This is a genomic window from Kitasatospora sp. NPDC008050 (assembly GCF_042957465.1).
In the GTDB taxonomy this organism is placed as follows: domain Bacteria; phylum Actinomycetota; class Actinomycetes; order Streptomycetales; family Streptomycetaceae; genus Kitasatospora.
The window spans coordinates 501,947-522,869 of record NZ_JBIBIJ010000003.1 but is presented as its reverse complement, the minus strand read 5'-3'; the positions used below and the strand labels follow the sequence as shown (position 1 = coordinate 522,869).

General features: G+C 73.8%; 20 protein-coding genes. 11 read left to right on the top strand and 9 right to left on the bottom strand.

The genetic code is table 11. From position 1 onward, the window contains the following. Window positions 1-34 precede the first annotated feature (34 nt). From ACFZB9_RS09060 to ACFZB9_RS09035, 6 genes are all read left to right on the top strand, one after another. Window positions 35-346, top strand: a complete 312-nt coding sequence (locus ACFZB9_RS09060) for a PAAR domain-containing protein (RefSeq protein ID WP_391445082.1) — start codon at window positions 35-37, stop codon at window positions 344-346. Next, window positions 343-774: a GPW/gp25 family protein gene (locus ACFZB9_RS09055; RefSeq protein WP_391445081.1), complete on the top strand. Its 432-nt coding sequence runs from the start codon at window positions 343-345 to the stop codon at window positions 772-774. Before ACFZB9_RS09060 ends, ACFZB9_RS09055 begins: the two co-directional genes overlap by 4 nt. Next, the gene (locus ACFZB9_RS09050; protein WP_391445079.1) at window positions 774-2,735 is read left to right on the top strand and encodes a putative baseplate assembly protein; all 1,962 of its coding nucleotides are present in this window, start codon (window positions 774-776) and stop codon (window positions 2,733-2,735) included. Before ACFZB9_RS09055 ends, ACFZB9_RS09050 begins: the two co-directional genes overlap by 1 nt. Next, complete coding sequence (locus tag ACFZB9_RS09045) at window positions 2,732-3,340, top strand: phage tail protein (protein ID WP_391445077.1); 609 nt, start codon at window positions 2,732-2,734, stop codon at window positions 3,338-3,340. The genes ACFZB9_RS09050 and ACFZB9_RS09045 overlap by 4 nt, the downstream gene beginning before the upstream one ends. 3 nt (window positions 3,341-3,343) lie before the next feature. Then, window positions 3,344-4,486, top strand: coding sequence for an NADase-type glycan-binding domain-containing protein (locus ACFZB9_RS09040; protein WP_391445075.1), 1,143 nt, complete (start codon window positions 3,344-3,346; stop codon window positions 4,484-4,486). A gap of 87 nt (window positions 4,487-4,573) precedes the next feature. Further along, window positions 4,574-4,945: a hypothetical protein gene (locus ACFZB9_RS09035; RefSeq protein WP_391445073.1), complete on the top strand. Its 372-nt coding sequence runs from the start codon at window positions 4,574-4,576 to the stop codon at window positions 4,943-4,945. A 14-nt stretch (window positions 4,946-4,959) separates the two neighbouring features. On the opposite strand, the gene ACFZB9_RS09030 is transcribed toward ACFZB9_RS09035, so the two are convergent. Beyond that, window positions 4,960-5,913, bottom strand: coding sequence for a LysR family transcriptional regulator (locus ACFZB9_RS09030; protein ID WP_391445071.1), 954 nt, complete (start codon window positions 5,911-5,913; stop codon window positions 4,960-4,962). 135 nt (window positions 5,914-6,048) lie between these two features. Between ACFZB9_RS09030 and ACFZB9_RS09025 the strand changes: the two genes are divergently transcribed. From ACFZB9_RS09025 to ACFZB9_RS09015, 3 genes are all read left to right on the top strand, one after another. Continuing rightward, a complete protein-coding gene (locus ACFZB9_RS09025) occupies window positions 6,049-7,293 on the top strand; it encodes an MFS transporter (protein WP_391445069.1) in 1,245 nt (414 codons plus the stop codon). Between the two features lie 190 nt (window positions 7,294-7,483). Continuing rightward, window positions 7,484-8,905 (top strand): FAD-dependent oxidoreductase, encoded by a 1,422-nt coding sequence (locus ACFZB9_RS09020; protein ID WP_391445067.1) that lies wholly within the window; start codon window positions 7,484-7,486, stop codon window positions 8,903-8,905. A gap of 380 nt (window positions 8,906-9,285) precedes the next feature. After that, window positions 9,286-9,993, top strand: a complete 708-nt coding sequence (locus ACFZB9_RS09015; protein ID WP_391445065.1) for a hypothetical protein — start codon at window positions 9,286-9,288, stop codon at window positions 9,991-9,993. Between the two features lie 34 nt (window positions 9,994-10,027). Here ACFZB9_RS09015 and ACFZB9_RS09010 read toward each other — a convergent pair whose 3' ends face one another. From ACFZB9_RS09010 to ACFZB9_RS09000, 3 genes are all read right to left on the bottom strand, one after another. Next, window positions 10,028-10,348, bottom strand: coding sequence for a MazG-like family protein (locus ACFZB9_RS09010; RefSeq protein WP_391445063.1), 321 nt, complete (start codon window positions 10,346-10,348; stop codon window positions 10,028-10,030). A gap of 259 nt (window positions 10,349-10,607) precedes the next feature. After that, entirely contained in the window at window positions 10,608-10,838 is a 231-nt protein-coding gene (locus ACFZB9_RS09005) for a DUF397 domain-containing protein (protein ID WP_391445062.1), read from the bottom strand. Window positions 10,839-10,841: 3 nt separating this feature from the next. Further along, on the bottom strand, window positions 10,842-11,696 hold the full coding sequence (locus ACFZB9_RS09000) for a helix-turn-helix domain-containing protein (protein WP_391445061.1): 855 nt from the start codon (window positions 11,694-11,696) through the stop codon (window positions 10,842-10,844). A gap of 108 nt (window positions 11,697-11,804) precedes the next feature. Between ACFZB9_RS09000 and ACFZB9_RS08995 the strand changes: the two genes are divergently transcribed. Both ACFZB9_RS08995 and ACFZB9_RS08990 read left to right on the top strand, forming a co-directional pair. Continuing rightward, a complete protein-coding gene (locus ACFZB9_RS08995) occupies window positions 11,805-13,421 on the top strand; it encodes an MFS transporter (protein WP_391445059.1) in 1,617 nt (538 codons plus the stop codon). 69 nt (window positions 13,422-13,490) lie between these two features. Further along, window positions 13,491-14,027 carry an NUDIX hydrolase family protein gene (locus tag ACFZB9_RS08990; RefSeq protein ID WP_391445057.1) on the top strand — a complete coding sequence of 179 codons (537 nt, stop codon included), beginning with the start codon at window positions 13,491-13,493 and terminating at the stop codon, window positions 14,025-14,027. A 165-nt stretch (window positions 14,028-14,192) separates the two neighbouring features. On the opposite strand, the gene ACFZB9_RS08985 is transcribed toward ACFZB9_RS08990, so the two are convergent. From ACFZB9_RS08985 to ACFZB9_RS08965, 5 genes are all read right to left on the bottom strand, one after another. Next, window positions 14,193-16,322 carry a hypothetical protein gene (locus tag ACFZB9_RS08985; RefSeq protein ID WP_391445055.1) on the bottom strand — a complete coding sequence of 710 codons (2,130 nt, stop codon included), beginning with the start codon at window positions 16,320-16,322 and terminating at the stop codon, window positions 14,193-14,195. 65 nt (window positions 16,323-16,387) lie between these two features. Further along, window positions 16,388-17,839 (bottom strand): MFS transporter, encoded by a 1,452-nt coding sequence (locus tag ACFZB9_RS08980; protein ID WP_391445053.1) that lies wholly within the window; start codon window positions 17,837-17,839, stop codon window positions 16,388-16,390. 184 nt (window positions 17,840-18,023) lie between these two features. Then, window positions 18,024-18,938, bottom strand: coding sequence for an SMP-30/gluconolactonase/LRE family protein (locus ACFZB9_RS08975; protein ID WP_391445051.1), 915 nt, complete (start codon window positions 18,936-18,938; stop codon window positions 18,024-18,026). 5 nt (window positions 18,939-18,943) lie between these two features. Next, on the bottom strand, window positions 18,944-19,711 hold the full coding sequence (locus tag ACFZB9_RS08970; RefSeq protein ID WP_391445049.1) for an SDR family NAD(P)-dependent oxidoreductase: 768 nt from the start codon (window positions 19,709-19,711) through the stop codon (window positions 18,944-18,946). Continuing rightward, the gene (locus ACFZB9_RS08965) at window positions 19,708-20,769 is read right to left on the bottom strand and encodes an enolase C-terminal domain-like protein (RefSeq protein ID WP_391445047.1); all 1,062 of its coding nucleotides are present in this window, start codon (window positions 20,767-20,769) and stop codon (window positions 19,708-19,710) included. Before ACFZB9_RS08965 ends, ACFZB9_RS08970 begins: the two co-directional genes overlap by 4 nt. Window positions 20,770-20,923 lie beyond the last annotated feature (154 nt).

Genomic DNA, 20,923 nt, shown 5'->3' with positions numbered 1-20,923 from the left:
AACCAAACCAGTACCGAACGATTGGAGCGCGCACATGCCCCCCGCAGCCCGGACGGGCGATGCCACCGACCACGGCGGCGTGATCGCCACCCCGCCGCCAGGCGCCATCGCGGTGGCGACCGTGCTGATCGGCGGCCGCCCTGCCGCGGTCACCGGCAGCCTGCACACCTGTGTCCCCCACGTGGAACTCGGGCCCGCCAACGTCATCATGCCGGGCCTCGCCGCGGCCGCCGGGGGAGTGGTGCTGATCGGCGGGCTGCCCGCGGCCCGGATGGGCGACAAAACGGCCTGCGGAGCCACCATCACCATCGGTGCCTTCAACGTGCTGATCGGAGGCGCCGCGTGAGTGGCGGCTTCATCGGCCGCGGCTGGGCGTTCCCGCTCCGGGTGAACGCCACCGGCGGCATCGGCATGGTCGACCGCGACCGGGAGATCGCGGAGGCGATCCGGCTCATCCTCGGCACCGCGCCCGGCGAACGCCCGATGCGCCCGGAGTTCGGCTGCGGCATCCACGAGTACGTGTTCGCGCCGGGCGACGGCACCACCGCCGGCCGGATCGCGCGCGAGGTGCGCACCGCGCTGGAGCGCTGGGAGCCGCGGATCGAGGTCGACGACGTGCGGATCGCCTTCGACAGCGTCGACGAGGGCACGCTCTACATCGACGTCCACTACACCGTGCGGTCCACCAACGACCGCCGCAACCTCGTCTTCCCCTTCTACACCATCCCCGAACCGGCCGATGGTCCGGACGCATTCGACGGGGGAGCGCACTGATGGCACTGCCCTCCCCGAACCTGGACGACCGCCGCTTCCAGCAACTGGTCGACGAGGCCAAGCGCTACGTCCAGCAGCGCGCGCCGGAGTGGACCGACCACAACGTGTCGGACCCCGGGGTCACCCTGATCGAGACCTTCGCCTACCTGGTGGACCAACTGCTCTACCGGCTCAACCGGGTGCCGGAGAAGAACTACACGGCCTTCCTCGACCTGCTCGGCATCCAGCTCTTCCCGCCGGCCGCCGCGCGGGCGGAGGTCGACTTCTGGCTGTCCGCCCCACAGCCGGAGACCGTGCTGCTGCGGGCGGGCACCGAGGTCTCCACGCTGCGCACCGAGACGGAGGAGGCGGTGGTGTTCGCCACCGCCGAGGACCTCCCGGTGGTGCCCAGCGCGCTCGACCGGCTGGTCACGATCGCCGCCTCGGGGGAGCAGCGCGACCGCACCGACCAGCTCGCCGAGGGCGCGGACCTGCCCTGCTTCCAGCCGCGTCCCGAGGTCGGCGACGCCATGCTGTTCGCGCTGCCGGCCGTGGTGCCGCGGTGCATCCTCGTGGTCCGCCTGGACAGCCGGGTGGAGGGCGTCGGCGTCGACCCGCGGCAGCCGCCGCTGCGCTGGGAGGTGTGGGACGGCGCCCGGTGGATCGCCTGCGAGACCGGCACCGACACCACCGGCGGCCTCAACCGGCCCGGCGAGGTGGTGGTCTTCGTGCCCGCCGGACAGGCCGTCTCGGTGGTGGCCGGGCGGCGGGCGGCCTGGCTGCGCTGCCGGGTGACCGAGCCGGAGCCGGGACAGCCGTTCTACGCCGAGTCCCCCACGATCCGCCGGGCGGAGGTGTTCACCGTCGGCGCCATCGCGACCGTCGTGCACGCCCAGACCGTGGCCGACGCGCCGCTCGGCACCTCGGAAGGGGTCGCGGGCCAGCGTTTCCGCCTGGCCCGGGTGCCCATCCTGCTCGACGGCGAACCGCCGGCGGTCGAGGTGTCGGCCGGCGAGGGCTGGGAGCGGTGGACCGCCGTCGAGCACTTCGGCGACTCGTCACCGACCGACCGGCACGTGGTGATCGACGCGACCACCGGCGAGTTCACCTTCCCGCCCGCCGTCCGGGAACCCGACGGCAGTGTGCGCTCCTTCGGCGCGGTGCCGGCGAAGGGGGCACAGCTGCGGGTCCCGCACTACCGCACGGGCGGTGGCAGCGCGGGCAACGTCGCCCGCGGCACCATCTCGGTGCTGCGCAGCTCGGTGCCGTACGTGGCCGGCGTCGACAACCGCGAGGCGGCCCACGGCGGTGTGGACGGCGAGACACCGGAGAACGCCAAACTGCGCGCCCCGCACCTGCTGCGCCTGCAGGAACGGGCCGTCACCGCCGAGGACTTCGAGCTGATCGCCCGGCAGGCCGCGCCCGCCGCGGCCCGGGTCCGCTGCGTGCCGGCCGTCGCCGGGGAGGCGGGCGCGGTGCGGGTGCTCGTGGTGCCCGGCGCGGTGGCGGACGAGGGCGACCGGCTGCGCTTCGAGCAGTTGATCCCCGCCGAGCAGATGGTGGCCGCCATCGCGGCCGCGCTGGACGAGCGCCGGCTGCTCGGCACCCGGCTCGTCGTGCAGCCCCCCGACTACCAGGGCGTGACGGTGGTCGCCCGGCTCACCACCCGCTCCCCGGACGCCGACCGGGTGCGGGAGGCGGCGCTCGCGGCGCTCTTCCGCTACCTCAACCCGCTGGTCGGCGGCGCCGACGGGGCGGGCTGGCCGTTCGGCCGGGCGGTGCAGTACGGGGAGATGTTCGCCGTGCTCCAGCAGGTGCCCGGCGTGGCGGCCGTCGAGGAGCTGCGCCTGTTCCCGGCGGACCCGATCACCGGACGCCGGGGCGCACCCGCCGAGCGGGTCGACGTCGCACCCGACGCCCTGGTCTTCTCCCACCAGCACCAGGTCGCCATCGTCCCGGCTCCCGCGGAGGGTGCCTCATGAGCCGGGCCGCCGTCCCCGGGCTGCCGAGCCCGCACCCCATCGGTGAGCTGCTGCCCGCGCTCTACGCCGACGACGACTTCGCCCAGCGGTTCACCGCGGGCCTGGACACCGTCCTCGCCCCGGTGTTCGCCACCCTGGACAACCTGTCCGCCTACTTCCAACCACGCCTGGCCCCGGACGACTTCCTCGGCTGGCTGGCCTCCTGGGTCGCCATCGAGACCGACCCGGTCTGGCCGCAGGAGGTACGCCGCACCGTGGTCCGGCGCGCGGTGGAGCTGCACCGCCGGCGCGGCACCCGGCGCGGCCTGGAAGAGCGGCTGCGGCTGATCCTCGGTGTCGGGGCGCAGATCGTGGACGGCGGCGGCGTGGCCTGGTCCACCACCCCGGACCCCGCGCTGCCGCCCGCGCCCTCGGGGGAGCTGCTGGTCCGGGTCTGGCCCGAGCGCGCCGCGGCGGTGGCCGAGGAGCAGGTGCTGGCCGTGGTGCGGGCGGGCTGCCCGGTCCACCTGACCTGCCGGGTGCAGATCCTGCCCGGTCCGCCAGGTCCAGCCGGTCCAGCCGGTCCGTCCGGTCCAGCCGATCAACCAGGGAGAGCGGAGAGCTGACCGATGCGCACCTGCCCCGACTGCGGCACGGCCAACGGCGATGGGGACGACTTCTGCGGCAACTGCGGTGCCTACCTGGGCTGGTCGCAGGCGGGCGCCGCTACCGCGCCTGGCGTCCCCGCCCCTGACGTCCCCGCGCCCGCCACCCCCGGGCCCGCCACCCCCGGGCCCGCCACCCCTGCGCCTGACGGCCCTGCTCCCGCTGCCCAGGTGCCGGCTCCGCCCGCTCCCGATCCGGCACCCCCGGCCCCGGCCTCGACTCCGACTCCGACCCCGCCCGCCGCACCGCTGCGGCCCGGGACCGTCCGGCCTCCCGGGCGCGCCACCCCCGCGCCCGCCACCGGCGAGACCCCGAGGCCCGAGGCCGACCCGGTGGCGGTGCAGCCCGCCAGGCCCGTCGCGCCCCGCCCGGTGGTCCGGACGTCCGCGACCGAGGACGTCCAGGACGGCCCGCCCTGCCCCCGGTGCGGCACCCCCAACCGGCCCGACCGGCGGTTCTGCCGGCGCTGCGCGTCCCCGCTGACCGTCACCGCGCCGCCACGGCCGCTGCCCTGGTGGCGCACCCGGTGGCCGTTCCGGCGCCGGGTGCGGATCGGCGGCTCCGGACTCGCGCTGCGCCGGATCATCGCGCTGCTGGTGCTGGCGGCGCTGGTGGTCGCGGGGATCCTGCTGTATCCGGCGGGCCGCAACGTCTACCAGGACACGCTGGACAAGGTCCGTGATGCCGGCGCGATCACCCCCACCTCGGTCTCGGCGAGCGCCGCGCTCGCGGACCATCCCGCGGCCGCGGCCGACGATGGCCTGACGAACACCTACTGGGGAGCGCCGGACGTCGGCGCCTCGATCACCTTCGGCTTCCGCAGCCCCTTCCGGCTGGTGGACCTGATCATCCACACCGGCGACTCCGCCGACCCGCAGCAGTACCAGCAGCAGGCCCGTCCCACCACCCTCGACCTCCAGGTCACCACGTCGGACGGCAAGACCCATGAGCAGCAGGTGACCCTCAACGACAAGCCGGGTCCGCAGACCGTCACGACCGGGATCAGCGACGTGGTGCGCGTGACCTTGGTCGTCCGCGGCGTGGCGGGCACCGGACCGGGCCGCCAGATCGCCCTGGCCGAGGTGGAGTTCTTCAAGCGCGGCTGAGCGCGGCTGAGCAGCGGCTCGTCATGGTGATGTTCCCAGGTGTCCGGGGCGCTGGAACCGGGTCGTGGTCGGCAACGTCCCATCGCCATGGCGAAGATAAGCAGCCGCTCGGCCCTGGCCGCCACCCTGTCCGCCGTCGTCCTTCTGCTCTCCTACGCGTTCGCGCACCTGCTCAGTGCGCCGCCTTCGATCTTCTCCCCGCCCGTCACCCTCACCGGTTGCACCGGGCAGGTGCTCGTCGGCGCGGACGACCGCACGCTCACGCTCGGCGCGTTCGGCGGGGGCGGCGGCACCGCCATGCCGGTCGCCACCGTCGGACTGTGCTCAGCGGGTCAGTTCACCGACCCCGGCGCGGTCGCCTGGACGGAGAACGGCGAGGCGATGCTGCTGATCCGGTCCACCGAGGACCCCCAGCCCAGCACCGCCGCGGTGATCGCGATCGCCGACAGCAGCCCGTGACGTCGTCCTGGTGGCTAGGCCCAGGCCGGGGTCCAGGTCGCCATGGCTGCCACGCCGTCGCTGTGGTCCGCGCCGCCAGGGGAGCGCGGCCCGGAGCGCAGGTGGGCGCGGAGGGTGGCGAGGGCCGGGTGCGGGTTGTCGCGGTGCCAGACCAGTGAGTGCGGGTAGACGGGTGTGGGATCGCGCAGGGCGATGCGCCGCAGGCCGTGGTCGGCGGGCCAGACCAGGTGGGTCCGTTCGCCGACGAAGGTCGCCAGGGAGCGGGAGTCGGCGATGGTGTCCAGCAGGGGCTCGGTGCCGAAGTCGGGGCCGGTGACCTCGATGGTGAGCCCGAACGCGGTGGCGAGGTCGGCGTAGTAGGCGGCCCACTCGGTTCCCGCGACGATGCCGGGCATCCAGATCCGGTGCCCGGCCAGCTCGGCGGGCGTGACCGCGCGGGCGCCGGCCAACGCGTGGGTCGGCCCGGTGAGGAGCTCGATGGGCTCGTCGTAGACGCGGGCGGCGCCGAGGTCGTCGGGGAGCTGCCGGCCGGGCCTGGTGACGGCGCGGAAGGACGCGTCGATCGTGCCGGACTGGATGGCCTCGACGGCGGCGTCGGCGTCGAAGAGGGTCACGACGTCCAGCTCGACCTCGGGGTGCGCGCGACGGAAGTCGCGCAGCAGGGTGGCTGGGGCGAGCCGGCGGCCGATCACGTCGACCCGCAGCGCGCGGTGGCCGGGACGGACCGAGGCGAGCGCCCGCTCCTCGGCCCGCAGCAGGTCGCGGGCGTGGGGCAGGAACGCCTGTCCGTCGATGGTGAGCTTCGCCCCGCGCGCGGTGCGGGTGAACAGCCGCACGCCGAGGAGCTTCTCCAGCGTGGCGATGCGTTTGGAGACGGCCTGCTGGGTGACCGACAATACGGCGGCGGCCTCCTGGAAGCGCCCCGCGTCCGCGGCGGCCACGAAGGTGCGCACAGCGTCGAGATCCACGCCGGTCATGCTAGCGCTACAACGTATGGTTGTGCCTTTGTGGCGTGTCGGTTGTTTGATCTCGCCATCTGCCACCCGCTTGGATACCGGTGGTCAACAGCTGGTTGTTCAGGGCACGGGAGAGGTGTGGTGGGTATGGCGGGGCGACGGGGGCTCGGGCGGCAGTTCCGGTGGTTGTGGACGGCGTACGTGGTCAGCGCGTACGGCACCGGGTTCGGGTTCGGCGCCTTCCCCTTGATCGCGGTCCTGGTGCTGCACTGCGGGCCGGCCCAGGTGGCGGCGCTGGCCGCCACGGGACGGGCCGTGGGGGCCGTGGTCGCGGTGCCGCTCGGCCCGTGGGTGGAGTTCCGTCGCAAGCGGCCGGTCATGGTGACGATGGACCTGGTCCGGTGCGCGGCGCTGCTCAGCATCCCCGCCGCCTTCGCGCTCGGCCTGCTCAGCTTCGCCCAGCTGCTCCTCGTCTCCGTCGCCACCGCCGCGGCCGACATCGGCTTCAAGGCGGCCAGCGGCGCCTACCTGAAGACGCTCGTGCCGCCGCAGGACCTGCTCGTCGCCAACGGCCGCTTCGAGTCCACCACCTGGAGCGCGACCGTGATCGGGCCACCGCTGGGCGGCGCCGCGATCGCGCTCTTCGGCCCGGTGACCACCGTGCTGGCCGACGCGGTCAGTTACCTGCTCTCGGCGCTGGGCATCCGCGCCATCGGCGGGACCGAACCGCACCCCGCCCGGAGCGCCGCGCCGCGGCTGCGCGCGGGCGATCTGCTCGAAGGCTGGCGCCACATCCTGCGCCACCCCGTGCTGCGCCCACTCTTCTTCAACTCGATCGTGGTCAACGGTCTGATCATGGCCGCCGAGCCGCTCATGGCCGTCCTCATGCTGGGCCACCTCGGCTTCGCCCCCTGGCAGTACGGCCTCGCCTTCGCGGCCCCGTGCATCGGCGGACTGATCGGCTCACGCCTCGCGCGCCCGCTCGCGGCGCGCTTCGGTCAGCGCCGGACGCTGCTCACCACCGGGGTGCTGCGCGCGTGCTGGCCCGTCGGACTGGCATTCGTGCAGCCCGGTCTCCCCGGGATCCTGCTCGTCATCGGCGTCCAGCTCGGCCTGGTGACCTGCTGCGGCCTGTTCGGCCCGCTGCTGTCCACCTACCGGCTCGAAAACACCGGCTCCGAGCGCGTCGCCCGCACCCTGACCGCGTGGTCGATCGGCAGCAGCGCCAGCATCGCGGCCATGACCGCCCTGTGGGGCCTGCTCGCCGCCGCCACCAGCCCCCGCACCGCGATCGCCCTCGCCGGCGTCCTCCTGCTGGCCACCCCCCTCCTGCTGCCCCGCCGCGATCGGGCACCCCAGATCACCGGGGAGCAGGCCGTGAGCCTCGGTTAGGGCCTGCCCGGCGGCGCTGCCCGGCCGCCCAGTCCGGCCGCCCGGTCCGGCCGCCCGGTCCGGCCGCCCGGTCCGGCGGCCCTGTCCGAGAGCCGGCGTGCGCCCCGTACGCTCCCTGGACCCGACGGAGAAACGCGGCGATCATTGTGAGGGCCATCTGACCGAGCGTCACCGTGCCCGTGGAGGACCCTTGCGACTGCGACCCCGTCCACCCGCCGGGCGCCCGCCCTGGCAGACCGCCGTCGTCATCGGCGCCGGCTACGCGGGCCTGGTCACCGCCCGGGTCCTGGCCGACCACTTCCGGGAGGTCGTGCTGCTGGAGCGGGACGAGGTGACCAGCGACACCGGGGTGCACCCGCACACTCCGCAGGGCCACCACGCCCACGCGATGCTGGCCAAGGGCGCCGAAGTCCTGGAGCGGTACTTCCCGGGCCTGCGCGCGGAGTTGCACGAGGCAGGAGCGCCGGTCTTCGACTACGGCGAGGGGATCAGCTTCCTCCTGCCGTCCGGCTACGCGCCGCGCTGCCGCACCGGCGTGCGGATCCAGACGTTCACCCGCGGCGAGCTGGAACGCCGCCTGCGCCGTCGGGTCCTCGCCCTGCCCAACGTGACCCAGCACGCGGGCACCCACTGCGAGGGGCTGGTCTTCGCCCCGACCGGAGCCGTCACCGGCGTGCGCTACCGCACCGCCGCCGAGGACGAGCCCGTCCGGGAGTTGTCCGCCGACCTGGTGGTCGACGCGGGTGGCCGCTCCAGCCCGCTGGACCGGTGGCTGCGCGAGGCCGGGGTCGAGGTGCCGCCGGAGCGCGTCATCAAGGCCCGGATCACCTACACCTCCTCCACCTTCGACCGGGACACCGCGAACCCGCCGGACCAGCAGGTCGCCTACCAGATGACCTTCGCACCCGGCGTCGCGCGCGGCGGCGTCCTGATGGCCGTCGAGTACGACCGGTGGACCTGCTCGCTCTTCGGCTACGGCGACCTCGTGCCGCCCACCGACGACGACGGCTACCTCGACTTCGCCCGCCAGCTGCGCAACCCACGCCTCGCCGAGCAGCTCACCCACCGCACCGAGGCCGGCCCGGTGCACCGCTACACCAACGTCAACAGCCGCTGGCGGCCCTTCCACGCCTGCCGGAACTGGCCGGGGCGCCTGCTGGCCCTGGGCGACTCGGTCTGCGTGTTCAACCCGGTCTACGGCCAGGGCCTCACCGTGGCCGCCCTGGAGGCGGACCTGCTCCACCGCATGCTCCGCACCCGGCGCACCCGCCCTGACGGCCTCGCCACCCTCGGCCGCGCCTTCCAGCGTGGTGTGGCCCGGATCGTGCTCGCCCCGTGGACCCTCTCCGGCAACTCCGACCTGATGTGGGACTCCGGCCGCCACCCGTTGCCCGCCCGCTTCGCCCACTGGTACAACACCTGGCTCTTCGCCGTCGCCACCCACGACCCGGCGGTCTGGACCCGCTTCGCCCGGGTGATCAACATGGTCTCCCCGCCCACCACCCTCTTCCACCCGGCCGTGGCCGCCAAGGTGTTCCGCAAGGCGCTGGCATCCCGCCGAGGGGCCGGCGGTCCGCCGCCGGGCGCACCGGCCCGACCCGACCTGGCGTAACAGGACCAGCAGCACCCGGTCGTTGACGAAACGCCCCGGCCCGGACGGTGCAGGTCGGGGCGTTCGTGGTCGGGTCGGTCAGGGGACTACCGGATCGTCCACCGCTGGAGCGACGACGTCACGCCCGAGGCGGCGGCCGAGCGGCTGCGTGAGGTGGCGTCCTGACCGGGCCGGGAGCCGCGCTCCACGGGGCCGGGCGGCGGCGGGCACGGGACGGAGCGCACCGGGCGGACCGGCCGATCTGATCGCGGCTGGTGACGAGAGCGGCACCCCGCGTGTACTGTGCAGAGGCTTCGTATACGTGACGAATGGCCGGTGTTCTGCCGTGCCCCGCGGGCGCGCGGTGGCGGGGGCCGGTGGAGGAGAGGGAGGGGATCGTCATGACCGGACGGTGCTCGCCGCCCTGGCCGGGCGGTCCGGAGGCCGGGCTGGTCGCGGTCGGCGTGCTGCGGATCGCCGCCCACGACCCGCTGACCGGCGCCGGCACCGACACGGCCTCGGCCCGGCGCACGCGGGCGGGCCGGGTACTCGATCTGCTGGAGAGCTGGCTGGCCGGCCCCAGCGCCGGTGGTGCGCTGCCGCGCGAGTGCCTGCTCGCGGTGCTCGACGGGCTGGCCGCCCGCTCCGCCGGCCTGGTCGTGGCGCTCCACCAGGGGAACACCGCCGCTGCGAAGGCGAGGCTGGGGGAGGCCTCGGCCGCGGCCCGGCAGACGGCCCGCGCGGCCGGTGCCGCCCGCTCGCCCGAGCCGGCCGCGCTCGCCCTCGTGTGGCTGGGGATCGAGGCGATGGCCGTGCGCGTCCCCGGGCCGTCGAGCCGGTCCCAGTACCGCCCCGCGGACCGCTTCACCAGCCGCTACGACGGCTTCGTCCGCGACGACCACCTCCTCGACGACACCTGCGCGCTGCTCCTGGCCATCGCCGACCTCACCACCGACGCCCTGACCCACCTGCTGGACGGCGACCCGGACGCGGTGCGCGGCTACCTGGACCGGTGGGGCGACCAGCTGCTGCGGGGCGGGAGCGACGCCGCCCGCTGGGTGCCGGAGCACCCGGGCGCGCTGATCGCGGGCACCGACGGCGTCCTGTGACCGGGGCCGGTCACTGCCCCGGTCACTGCCCGGGTCACTGCCCGGGCAGGTCCCGGCGGCGCAGCGCCTGCAGGTGCTCCTCGAAGAACCACCGCGGGTCGCCGCCCATCCGGGACAGCAGGACCAGCGCGCTGACCGCCACGTCGCAGGCCTCCTTCCGGACGTCGTCCCAGGAGTGACTGTGCCCCTTGCGGGGGTTGAGCGCGAGCGCGCCGATGACAGCCTCGGCGACCTCGCCGCACTCCTCCTGCAGTTTGAGCGCCTGGAGCACCCACCGCTCCTCGCCGGCAGGCAGCGGCGAGTGGGAATCAAGGTGCCTGGCAAGGGAGTTGATGATCTCCCAGGTGTCGTCCATGTCCGCTGATCCTGCCGGTGTTCGAATGGTTCGTTCAAGCCGGGCGGTTCTGGGCGAGTCCCGGCGCGCCCTGGGCGAAGCCGTCGATTTCGATTACCGCCATACTCCGGTTCTGCTGACCGGCCGCCGACCCGGACGGGTCGGCGGAGCAGCGGGTTTCGGTCTGTGGTGCCCTGGGGATGCAACAGCAGCAATGCGCGAGCCGCTTCCCCCCACCACGAATAGGGGGAAGCGGCTCGTTCGCTACGGGTGCCCGGGGCTAGACCAGTCCCTCCTGGACACCTCGTTTGAAGGCGTCCCACTCTGCGCCATCGAAGCACAGCGGCTGGAAGTGGGGGTTCTTGGAGTCCCGGATGGCTTTGCCACCGCCGGGGAGATCGGTGTACTCCAGGCAGTCCGAGTTGGTCTGACTCAACGGGGACTTGCGCCAGACGGCGTTGCTTAGATCCAGGGCGTACAACTCTGGCTTGGCGTCGGGGTTGGGAGTCACCTTTTAGTGTCCTTCCATGATCGTTCTGATGGTCTCCCGCGACTGGTCGTCGGCGAGCGCTGCTGCCCGGATCCTGTCGAAGGCGTTCTCGAAGTTCCGCACTTCTTCTCGGTTCTCCACATACTGCGTTTGAACCCGATGCTCGATGGTTACGAACGACGGCCACGGCTGCGGGAACTGAGTGATCGAGAAGGTACCGGAGGCGCCAGGATGGGCTCCCGCCGTCAGTGGCATGACCTGGATCGTGATGTTGGGCAATTCGCTCATGTCAAGCAGGTGGCGCAGTTGTTCGCGCATCAGGGAGGGGTGGGAGACGAAGCGCTGGTGGAGGAGAGATTCGTTGATCACGGCCCAGTAGGCGACGGGGCTGCCTGGCCTGGTGAGGATGTTCTGCCGGACCATCCGCAACTCGGCGATGGACGCGTACTCGTCCGGCGGTCGGTGAAAGGCTGTCGCCGCGGTGATCTCCCTGGCGTAGGCGCCGGTCTGCAGCAGTCCGGGGATCACGTTTGGCTGGTACTGCCGGATGCTCTCGGCATCTGACTGGGCGCTGATCAGATCCTGGAGGCAGTACGGCGCTGCGGTGTAGTTGGCCCACCACCCGGTCTTCCCGGCGTCTCTCGCCAGCGCCTCCATGGCGGCGATGGTCCTCGGGTCCTCAACTCCGCAGATGTGGAGGATCCGGGCCACGTCAGCGGCGCTGATCCTTGCCTTGGCGTTCTCGATCCGCGACAGCTTGGAGTTGTCCCACTTCTCGCCCATGGCCTCTGCCACCTGCTCCAGGTTCAGCCCGGCGGCGGTGCCCCGTCGCGCGGTGAACGGTCCTGCCCGTTCGGCGGACGGCTGCTGCGCGGGCACCGAACCCGTAGTGATCACCGTGAGGCGGGGCGGTCGACCAGCGCCAACTGGTTGACCTCCGTGGCGGGTCGGGACTCCGCCCTCCGGGGGCGCTGGCACGATACGCCCATGGCACCCCCGGCAGGCACGCGCGAGGGTTCGGCAGCGGCTGGGCTCGTCCTGCCGACACTCGCGGCCGGACAGTTCCTGATGGCGCTCGACAGCTCGGTCATGAACGTCTCCATCGCGACGGTGGCCGACGACGTGGGCACGACCGTAACCGGGATCCAGGGTGCGATCACGACCTACACGCTCGTCATGGCGATGTTCATGATCCCTGGCGGCAAGGTCGGCGCGCTCATCGGCCGCAAGCCCGCGTTCATGATCGGCTGCGTCATCTACGGCTGCGGATCCCTCACGACCGCGCTCGCCCCGAACCTGCCCGTGCTCCTGGTCGGCTGGTCGTTCCTCGAAGGGATCGGTGCGGCCCTCATCCTGCCCGCGATCGTGGCGCTGGTCGCCGGCAACTTCACCGCGGAACGCCGGCCCGCCGCCTACGGACTCGTCGCCGCCGCAGGGGCCGTGGCGATCGCACTCGGGCCGCTCATCGGCGGCGTCGCGACGACGTACTTCTCCTGGCGCTGGGTCTTCGCCGGCGAGTCCGCGATCGTGCTCGGCATCCTGGTGCTCGCCCGCGGGATCGCCGAGACGCGGACCGGCCAACGCCCGCGCCTGGACCTCCTCGGTGCCGTGCTCTGCGCCCTCGGGCTCGGGATCTTCGTCTTCGGCGTACTGCGCTCGAACGAGTGGGGCTGGTTCCGGCCGAAGCCCCACGCACCCGTGTGGCTCGGCATCTCCCTCGCCGTGTGGCTGATGCTGGCGGGCCTGCTGCTGATCTGGCTCTTCCTCCGCTGGGAGGCCCGCCTCGTGGAGCAGGACAGGGAGCCGCTGGTGGACCCCGCCCTGCTGCGCAACCGGCAGCTGACCGGCGGCCTGACCATGTTCTTCTTCCAGTACCTCGTCCAGATGGGCGTGTTCTTCGTGGTGCCGCTCTACTTGTCGGTCGCGCTCGGCCTGTCCGCGCTCGCAACCGGGGCCCGCATCCTTCCGCTGTCTCTGGCGCTGCTGGCTGCCGCGATCCTGATCCCGCGCCTGCTCCCCGACATCTCACCGCGGCGGGTGGTGCGGCTGGGGATCCTCTTCCTGCTCGCGGGAGCGGTCGTTCTGCTGGCCGCACTCGACGCGCATGCGGGCGCGGAGATCGTCACCATCCCTCTCCTCCTGATCGGGCTCGGCATGGGCGCGCTGGCCTCCCAGCTCGGGGCGGTAACGGTGTCGGCCGTCCCGGACGAGAAGAGCGCGGAGGTCGGCGGCATCCAGAACGCCGTCACCAATCTCGGCGCCTCGATCGGAACGGCGCTCGCCGGGTCGATCCTGATCGCCACGCTGACGACTTCGTTCCTGACCACCATCGAGCAGAATCCTGCGATCCCGGCCGAGGTCAAGAGCCGAGCGACCACCCAACTCCAGGGCGGTGCGCCCTTCCTGTCGGATGCCCAGCTCAGGACAGCCCTTGACAAGGCGGGCACGAGCGCGGCGGTGACCGAGGCCGCGATCGACGCGAACGCCGCGGCCAGGCTCGACGGCCTGCGTGCCGCGCTGGCCGTTCTCGTGCTCATGGCTCTCCTCGCACTGTTCTTCACGAACCGGATCCCGACCGGCCGGCCCCGCTCGACAGAGCCGTAGCGGCCTGCCCGATGTGACCGCCGGGCGGGGCGCCGACGCGCGGGGTGCCGGGGAACGTACGATCAGCGAATGTCTGACACGACGGAAACCACGCCAGGCTGGCTCGCTCCCGAGGAACTTGAGACGACCCGGGCCCGGATACCGATCCTCTACGTCGAGGCGGTGCCGGTGCGCGTCGACGAGGCCGGGGAGGTCACCCAGGTCGGGTTGCTGCTGCGGATCGGGCCGGACGGGACGGTCAGCCGCACCCTGGTCTCCGGGCGCGTGCTGCACCACGAGCGGGTCCGCGACGCGCTGCTGCGGCACCTGGAGAAGGACCTCGGTCCGGTCGCGCTGCCCCGGATCCCGGCCTCGCTCCAGCCGTTCACGGTCGCGGAGTACTTCCCCACCCTGGGCATCACCGAGTTCCACGACCCCCGCCAGCACGCGGTCTCGCTCGCCTATGTCATCCCGGTGGCCGGCGACTGCCGCCCGCGCCAGGACGCGCTCGACCTGGTCTGGTTCAGCCCCCAGGAGGCCGCGTCGCCGCTGGTGCAGCAGGAGATGCCCAACGGGCAGGGCGCCTTGCTCAAGCGCGCCCTGGCGCATGTCGGCTGCCTCAGCTGAAACACCCGTACCGCCCGTGCCCCGTGCCCCGCGCCCCGTGCCCCGCGCCCCGTCGTCCGACGGGGCGCGGGGCTTCGACGAAGGAGTCGACCCGCTGCTGGCCGTTGCTGAGCCGGCGGGGCGCAGCGACGGCGTGTGCGGTGGGGTGGGTGTGCCGGGCGCCGGTCAGCAGCTGAGCGGTTGGACGAACGCGTCGTCCGCCGCGAAGGCGGCCGCGCCCGAGGCGGCCGGGACGTTGTAGCGCAGTTGGGCCGCGGGGCCGGCGCCCGGGGTGAGGCGGGCGGTGCCGAGGGGCCGGCCCGCGACGGTGATGTCGTAGGTTCCCGTGGCGGGGTGCAGTACCAGCGAGACCGGCAGCCAGACCCCGGCGGGGTAGGCGAAGGCGGCGTCGGTCCAGCTGCCCGCGTCGGTGTAGGCGGCGTTGCCGTCGGCGGCGAGGCTGAACTGGGCCAGCGGGTTGCCGGCCGCGTCCAGCACGTGGAAGCCGAGCGCCGCGCCGGTCTGGGCGGCGCGCAGCCGGGTGTCGATCCGGACGTCGCCGCCGGGCGCGGTGAACGAGCGCACCACGCTGGTGGTGCTGGTGCCCGAGGTCAGCAGCAGGGCGGCGCCGTAGCCGCCGGACGGGTCGGCACCGGCGAGCGCGCCGCTGGCCGGGCCGCTGACCGTCCAGCCGGCGGGGGAGCTGCCCGCCGGGTCGGTGTTGAAGGAGTCGGCGAGCGGGGCGGCGCAGACCGGGGCGCCGGTGTAGGCGCCGACGGAGACGGGACCGCTGCTCGGCACGGGGGTGCCGAAGTAGTCCTGGCCGCCGTTGCCCGCTACGCTCACGCCAGCGCCCAGCGCCGCGGAGCCCGCGCCGTACTGGTAGCCGTAGGCGTCGACCAGTTCACGGCCGTTCAACAGCGGTGCCGCGGTGGTGGAGTTGGTGGCCCCGGCAGGGACGGGGACGTCGTAGAAGAGGTTGTGGTCGTTGACCCAGGCGGGGGCGTTGAGTGTCCAGCCGACGGTGCCGGTGGAGCCGTGACGGATCACCGCGTTGTCGGTGAAACGCACGTCCAGGGTGGCGCTGGTGTTCTCGGTGACGATCTGCTGGCTGAGGCCGTCGGCCAGGTAGAGCGTGTTGCCGTAGATCTGACCGTTCGTCAGAGCTCCGTCGCAGACCTGGAATCCGCGGGTCGCGTCGTTCACCGAGATGTTGTAGCGGATGGTGAAGTCGCTGGTCGGGGTGTTGTATGGGCAGAGCAGGAAGAAGCCACCCTGGTTGTCGTGCGACAGGTTGTACTGGAAGACCACACCGTCGGTGGAGTGGTCCACGTCGTAGGCCATCCCGTCGGCGGTGGTCCGGCCGCCGGAGGTGTCGTTGTACTGGAAGACGGCGTTGACCGTGTTCGCCGTCCACATCCCGGCGTTCGGTGAGCCGGAGCGCACATTGAAGCCCTGCAGGGTGTTGTGGTCGACCAGGGTCTGCTGGCCGGTCATCGGGGCGATGCCGTCGCCGCCGATGTCCCAGAGCAGGTTGCCGCGCACCACCAGGCCGGTCATCGGGTTCCACGGCGCGCTGCACAGGCTGTTCCAGAAGGCGGCCAGCCGGCTGGAGCGGCACCAGTTCGACCAGGTGTAGATGCCCTGGCGGTCCACCGAGTGGATCCGGTTGTCCAGGATCTGCAGCCCGGCGAAGGCGGTCGGGGTGGTGCTGCCCTGGGCCTCGACGACGATGCCGCCGGAGGCGCCGGCGTACTTGCCGGTGCCTGCGCCGGTCTTGGTGGCGGACGGCAGGGCGCCGCGCACGTCGTGGATGTCCAGCCCCTGCAGCACGATCCCGGGCAGCGTGCCGGTGTCGGCGGCGTAGACGTAGACGCCGCGCCGGGCGGTGGTGTTGTCGCCGGGCGCGGACAGCGACAGGTCACGGACCTGGACGTAGGACTCGCCGGACAGCAGCACGGCCTGGGTGGCGCCGTTGGCGTTGATCGCGGGGAGTGCACCGGTGCCGTAGGCGTCGATGGTGATGGGGGCCGCGGCGGTGCCCGAGCCCTGCGGGGCCAGGGTGCCCGGGCAGGTGGTGCCGCGGTTCAGCAGTACCGCGTCCCCGGGTTGCAGGGTCAGCGCGTTGACGTCGGCCAGGCTGTTGAACGGGGCGCTCTGGCTGCCGGTGCCGTCGGTGGTGGCCGAGCAGTCGAGGTAGTACGTGCTGGGGCCGGGCGCGGCCGCGGTGGCCGGGGCGGCGGGCAGGGCGAGGGCGAGCACGCCGAGGATCAGGGCGAGCGGGCGCAGCCGGGCGGGGCGGGTGCGTGGTGACACCAGGGGTCCTCCTTCGCGAACCGGGGGCGGGGAAGTGGGGAGTGGGGAGCAGGGATGGTGGCCGCTCAGGAGGGCAGCGCGGTCAGCCGCTCGGCGGCACCGGCGGCACCGGCGGCACCGGCGGCAGGCTCGGCGGGCGAGGCGAGCGGTGCCTCGGCGGCGGTCTCCTCCAACTCGGCGCCGGTGGTGGCGAAGAACGGGAAGGCCACCAGGACCAGCGCGCAGACCAGGTAGGCGGCGGAGAACAGGGCCACCGCGTGCAGGCTCCAGGCACTGATCACGGTGGGGCCGAAGCCGGCGGTGACGGCGATGGCGAGCCGCCCCGCGGCCTGGGTGAAGCCGACCCCGACGCCGCGCAGCGCGGTCGGGAAGAGCTCCGCCGACCAGACCCAGGCCAGCGTGCCGGGCCCGATCCAGGTGAAGAAGGTGAAGGCGAGCCAGCAGCTGAAGACCAGGGTGTGGTTCTCCTTGCCGCCCCAGGCGAGGAGTTGGGTGAAGGCGAGGGCGCCGAGCGCGGTGGCCACGCCGAACCAGCGGCGGTTGATCCGGTCGATCAGCAGGGCGCCGAGCAGGACGGCGGCCAGGCCGACCAGGAAGCCGTAGAGGGTGAACCGCATGGTCTGGCTCTTGTCCAGCCCGGCCGCGGCCAGGAAGAGCGGGCCCGCGATGGTGCTGACGCCGCCGCCCAGGCCGTTGGCGGCGAAGAAGAGGGCGAAGGCGAGGGTGCGGGTGCGGTAGCGGCGGCCGAACAGGGCGCGGTAGCCGCGCGGCGTGCCCGCCGTGCCCGCCGTGCCCGCCGTGCCCGCCGTGATGCCCGCCGTGCCGGCCGGGTCGGCCGGGGTGGGCCGGGCCGGGGGCTCCAGGCCGAGGTCCGCGTAGAGGGCCTGCGCCTCGGCCTCGCGGCCCTGGGACTGCAGCCAGCGCGGCGACTCGGGCAGCACCTGCCGGGCGGCCAGCACCAGCAGGGCCGGCACGGCCGCCAGGCCGAACAGCCAGCGCCAGCCGTCGGGGTGGCCCTGGAGGGCGATCGCGACGCCGGCCGAGGTGATCGCGCCGAGCAGCCACATCGCGTTGGGCAGGGTGCCGGAGATCCGGCCGCGGCGGCCGCGCGGGGCCACCTCGGCCAGGAACGAGGAGCTGGTGGGGATGTCCATGCCGACGCCGATGCCGACCAGCAGGCGGGCGACGACCAGTTCGGGGACGTTGGTGACGAAGGCGGAGGCCAGCGCGGAGACCACGAAGAGCACCAGGTTGAGCACGAAGATCGCCCGGCGTCCGAAACGGTCCGTCAGGTCGCCGAAGACCAGGGCGCCCAGGGCCGCACCGACGAAGCTCGCCGCGCCGAGCACGCCCTTGTCGGCCGCGGTGAGCGCGAAGGCGGGGGTGAGGAAGACCAGCGCGCAGCTCATCACCAGCAGGTCGTAGCCGTCGACGAACTCGCCGAAGGCCACCAGCGGCGGGGCGAGTCTGCGCACGGTGCGCGCGGAGACGCGCGAGGTGGTCACGGGGGTGCTCATGGGGTTCCTGCTCCTCGGCACGGCACGGGTGCCGAGCGCGGTCCGGCGGGGCGGGCGGCGCTCGGCGCTTAATTTCTTCCGGAAATTTAGTAAGCCGGCGTCAGGACGACAAGATCGGGCGCCGTTTCGCCATCCGCGGCGACACGCCGTTCACGCGGCGCAACACACCAGGCCCGCAGGCGGCTCAGCCCGTGAAGGCGTGCCCGGGCAGGCCGGTGACGCCGGGCCGACAGGCGAAGAGCGCGCCGGCCAGCGGCTGCCGCACCAGCGCGGCCGCGTCCAGCAGGCGGCCGGCGGTGGTGATGTAGAGCGTGTCGAGCCCCGGACCGCCGAAGGCGCAGCTGGTCACCTTGGCCACCGGCAGCGGGACCACCGCGTCCAGCGTGCCGTCGGGCCGGTAGCGGTGCACGGCCCAGCCGTTGAAGAGCGCCACCCAGACGCAGCCCGCCGCGTCGACCGCGAGCCCGTCCGGCACGCAGTTGGCGAACCGGGCCAGCGTGCCCACCCGGCGTGGCGGGCGGTCCGGATCGGCGCAGTCCAGCACCGCGACCTCGCCGGTCGGCGAGTCGGCGTAGTAGGCCAGCCGGCCGTCCGGCGACCAGTCCAGGCCGTTGGAGATGCTCACCCCGGTGAGCTGGAGGGTGCTGCGCCCGTCGGGGTCGATCCGGTGCAGCGCGCTGGTGCCCGGCTCGCCCGTGGTGGACATGGTGCCCACCCAGAACCGGCCGAGCGGGTCGACGCGGCCGTCGTTGAGCCGGTGGTCGGGCGAGGGCAGCGGGACCCGGGCCACCAGGTCCGGTCCGGGGGCCGGTCCGGCGGCGGTGCGCCCGTCGTCGGGCCCAAGGCCCAGCACCTGGTCCCCGACGGCGGCCAGCAGCCCGCCCCCGGCGCGCAGCGCGACCGCGCTGAGCGGCCCGGGCAGGTCCGGGCGGGGCACGGTGTCGGTGCCGTCCGCCGGATCGAAGCGGTGCAGTCGGCCGCGCGGGATGTCGGTCCACCAGAGCACGCCGGCCCGCTGGTCCCAGAGCGGTGACTCGCCGACCTCGGCGCGGATGTGGACCACGGGGTGGGCCCGGTGGGTGACAGGGGATCGGTCCATGGCGGTCACAGCTCCGGCAGCCGGGCGGTGATACCGCCGTCCACCGGCAGCACCGCGCCGGTCACGTAGGAGGCGCCGTCCCCGGCCAGGAAGGCCACCGCCTCGGCCACCTCCGCCGGCCGGCCGGCCCGGGCGAGCGGGTACTGGCTCAGCCGACGCGCCAACTGTGCCTCGTCCTGCCAGAGATGACGGTTGCGTTCGACCGCGATGAAGCCCGGCGAGACCGCGTTGACCCGGATCCCGTGGCCGCCCCACTCGACGGCGGCGGTGCGGGTGAAGGCGAGCAGTGCGGCCTTGGCGGCGGCGTACGGGCCCATGCCCGGCGCGGCCAGCCCGGCGTGCACCGAGGCGATGTTCACCACCGCGCCGGGGGCGCCGGAGCTGATCAGGGTGTCGGCGAAGGCCCGCGCGAGGCGGACGGCCGCGTGCAGGCTCACCTCGAAGGTGCGGGCCCAACCCTCGTCGGTGGCCTCGCGCAGCGGGCCGCGCTCCTCGGCGAAGGCGCAGTTGACCAGGGTGTGCGGGTCTCCCGGCAGTTCGCGGGCGGCGGCGAGCACCCGCTGCGGGGTCGCGGGGTCGGCGAGGTCCGCGACCACGGCGGCGATCGGGGCGGGCGCCGCGGCGGCCAGGGCATGGACCCGCGGGTCGAGGTCCACGGCCAGTACGGCGTGGCCGCGTTCGGCCAGCGCGGTGACCACGGCACGGCCGATGCCGCCGGCGGCGCCGGTCACGAGGGCGATCCGGCCCGCGGGTGCGGGCCCACTGGTGGTCATCGGCTGTGCTCCGGTTCAGGGGTGTGAAGGGTCGTGGCGGTGACGGCGGTCGTGGCGGTGACGGCGGTCGTGGTGGCGGACCAGAGCAGCGTGCCGCTCGGGTGCGCGGTGTCGAAGTCGGCGCCGAGTCCGGGGCCCGGGGGCAGGTGGAGTTCGCCCCGCACGATCCGCTCGCCACCGCCGACCAGGTCGGCCCGCCACGGCACCTCGCCGACCGCGCTCTCCAGCAGGTCGCCGTCCAGCGCCACGGTCAGATGGGCGCTGTGCAGGGCCGCGACCGGTCCGCTCGGGTTGTGCAGCGAGATGCGGGCCCGGCCGGCGGCGCGGGCCAGTGCGCGCACCGCCGCCGGACCGCCGGCGTGTTTGACGTCCGGCAGCAGGATGTCCAACAGGCCGTCCACCGCGGCCAGTTGTCCGGGGTCGTGGGCGAACTCGCCGCCGGCCAGCGGCAGCGCGGTGCGGGCACGCAGCAGCCGCAGCTCCGCCGGCCGGTCGATGCCGACCCCGTCCTCCAGCCAGTCCACCCCGGCGGCGGCCAGCTCGTCCAGCAGGGCGCTGAGTTGCCGCAGCGGCAGCCGCTCGTGACAGTCGACCAGCAGGCGCGGCCCCGGCCCGATCGCGGCGCGCACCGCCCGCACCCGCCGCAGCCCGAGCCGGCCCAGCCCGCCGGTGCCGGGGACGTCGAAGGGGGCGAGCTTGACCGTGTGGTGCCCGGCGGCCAGCGCGGCCCCGGCGGCGCGGGCCACCTCGGCGGGCGCGCGGCCGCCCGGCACCCGGTTGATGTTGGCGTAGAGCGGCACCGGGCGCGGGGCCGCGCCGCCGTACCAGGACCACAGCGGCCGGCCGGCCCGGCGGGCGGCCTGGTCGGCCAGCGCCTGCGCCAGACCGCCGCTGACGGTGCGTGCGGTGAAGTCGCCCGGCAGCGGCGCCCCGGCGGCCCAGGCCCGCAGCCGCTCGACGACGGCGGTCACCGGCCCGGCGTCCGAGCACTCCCCGTACCCGGTCAGCCCGTCCTCGTCGGTCAGTGCCAGCACCAGCCACCGTGTCCGCTCACTCACCGCGCAGCCGTAGAGTGCCGCTCGCTGTGCCATCCCGCCCCACCAGTCGTCTTGGTTAATTTTAGGAAGAAACTAACCGGCGTGCGATCGGCTCCGCAAGCACCAATGCGCCGTGCGGGAGCGTGCACGGCGCTCGTCGGCCCGGTTGCGCCGG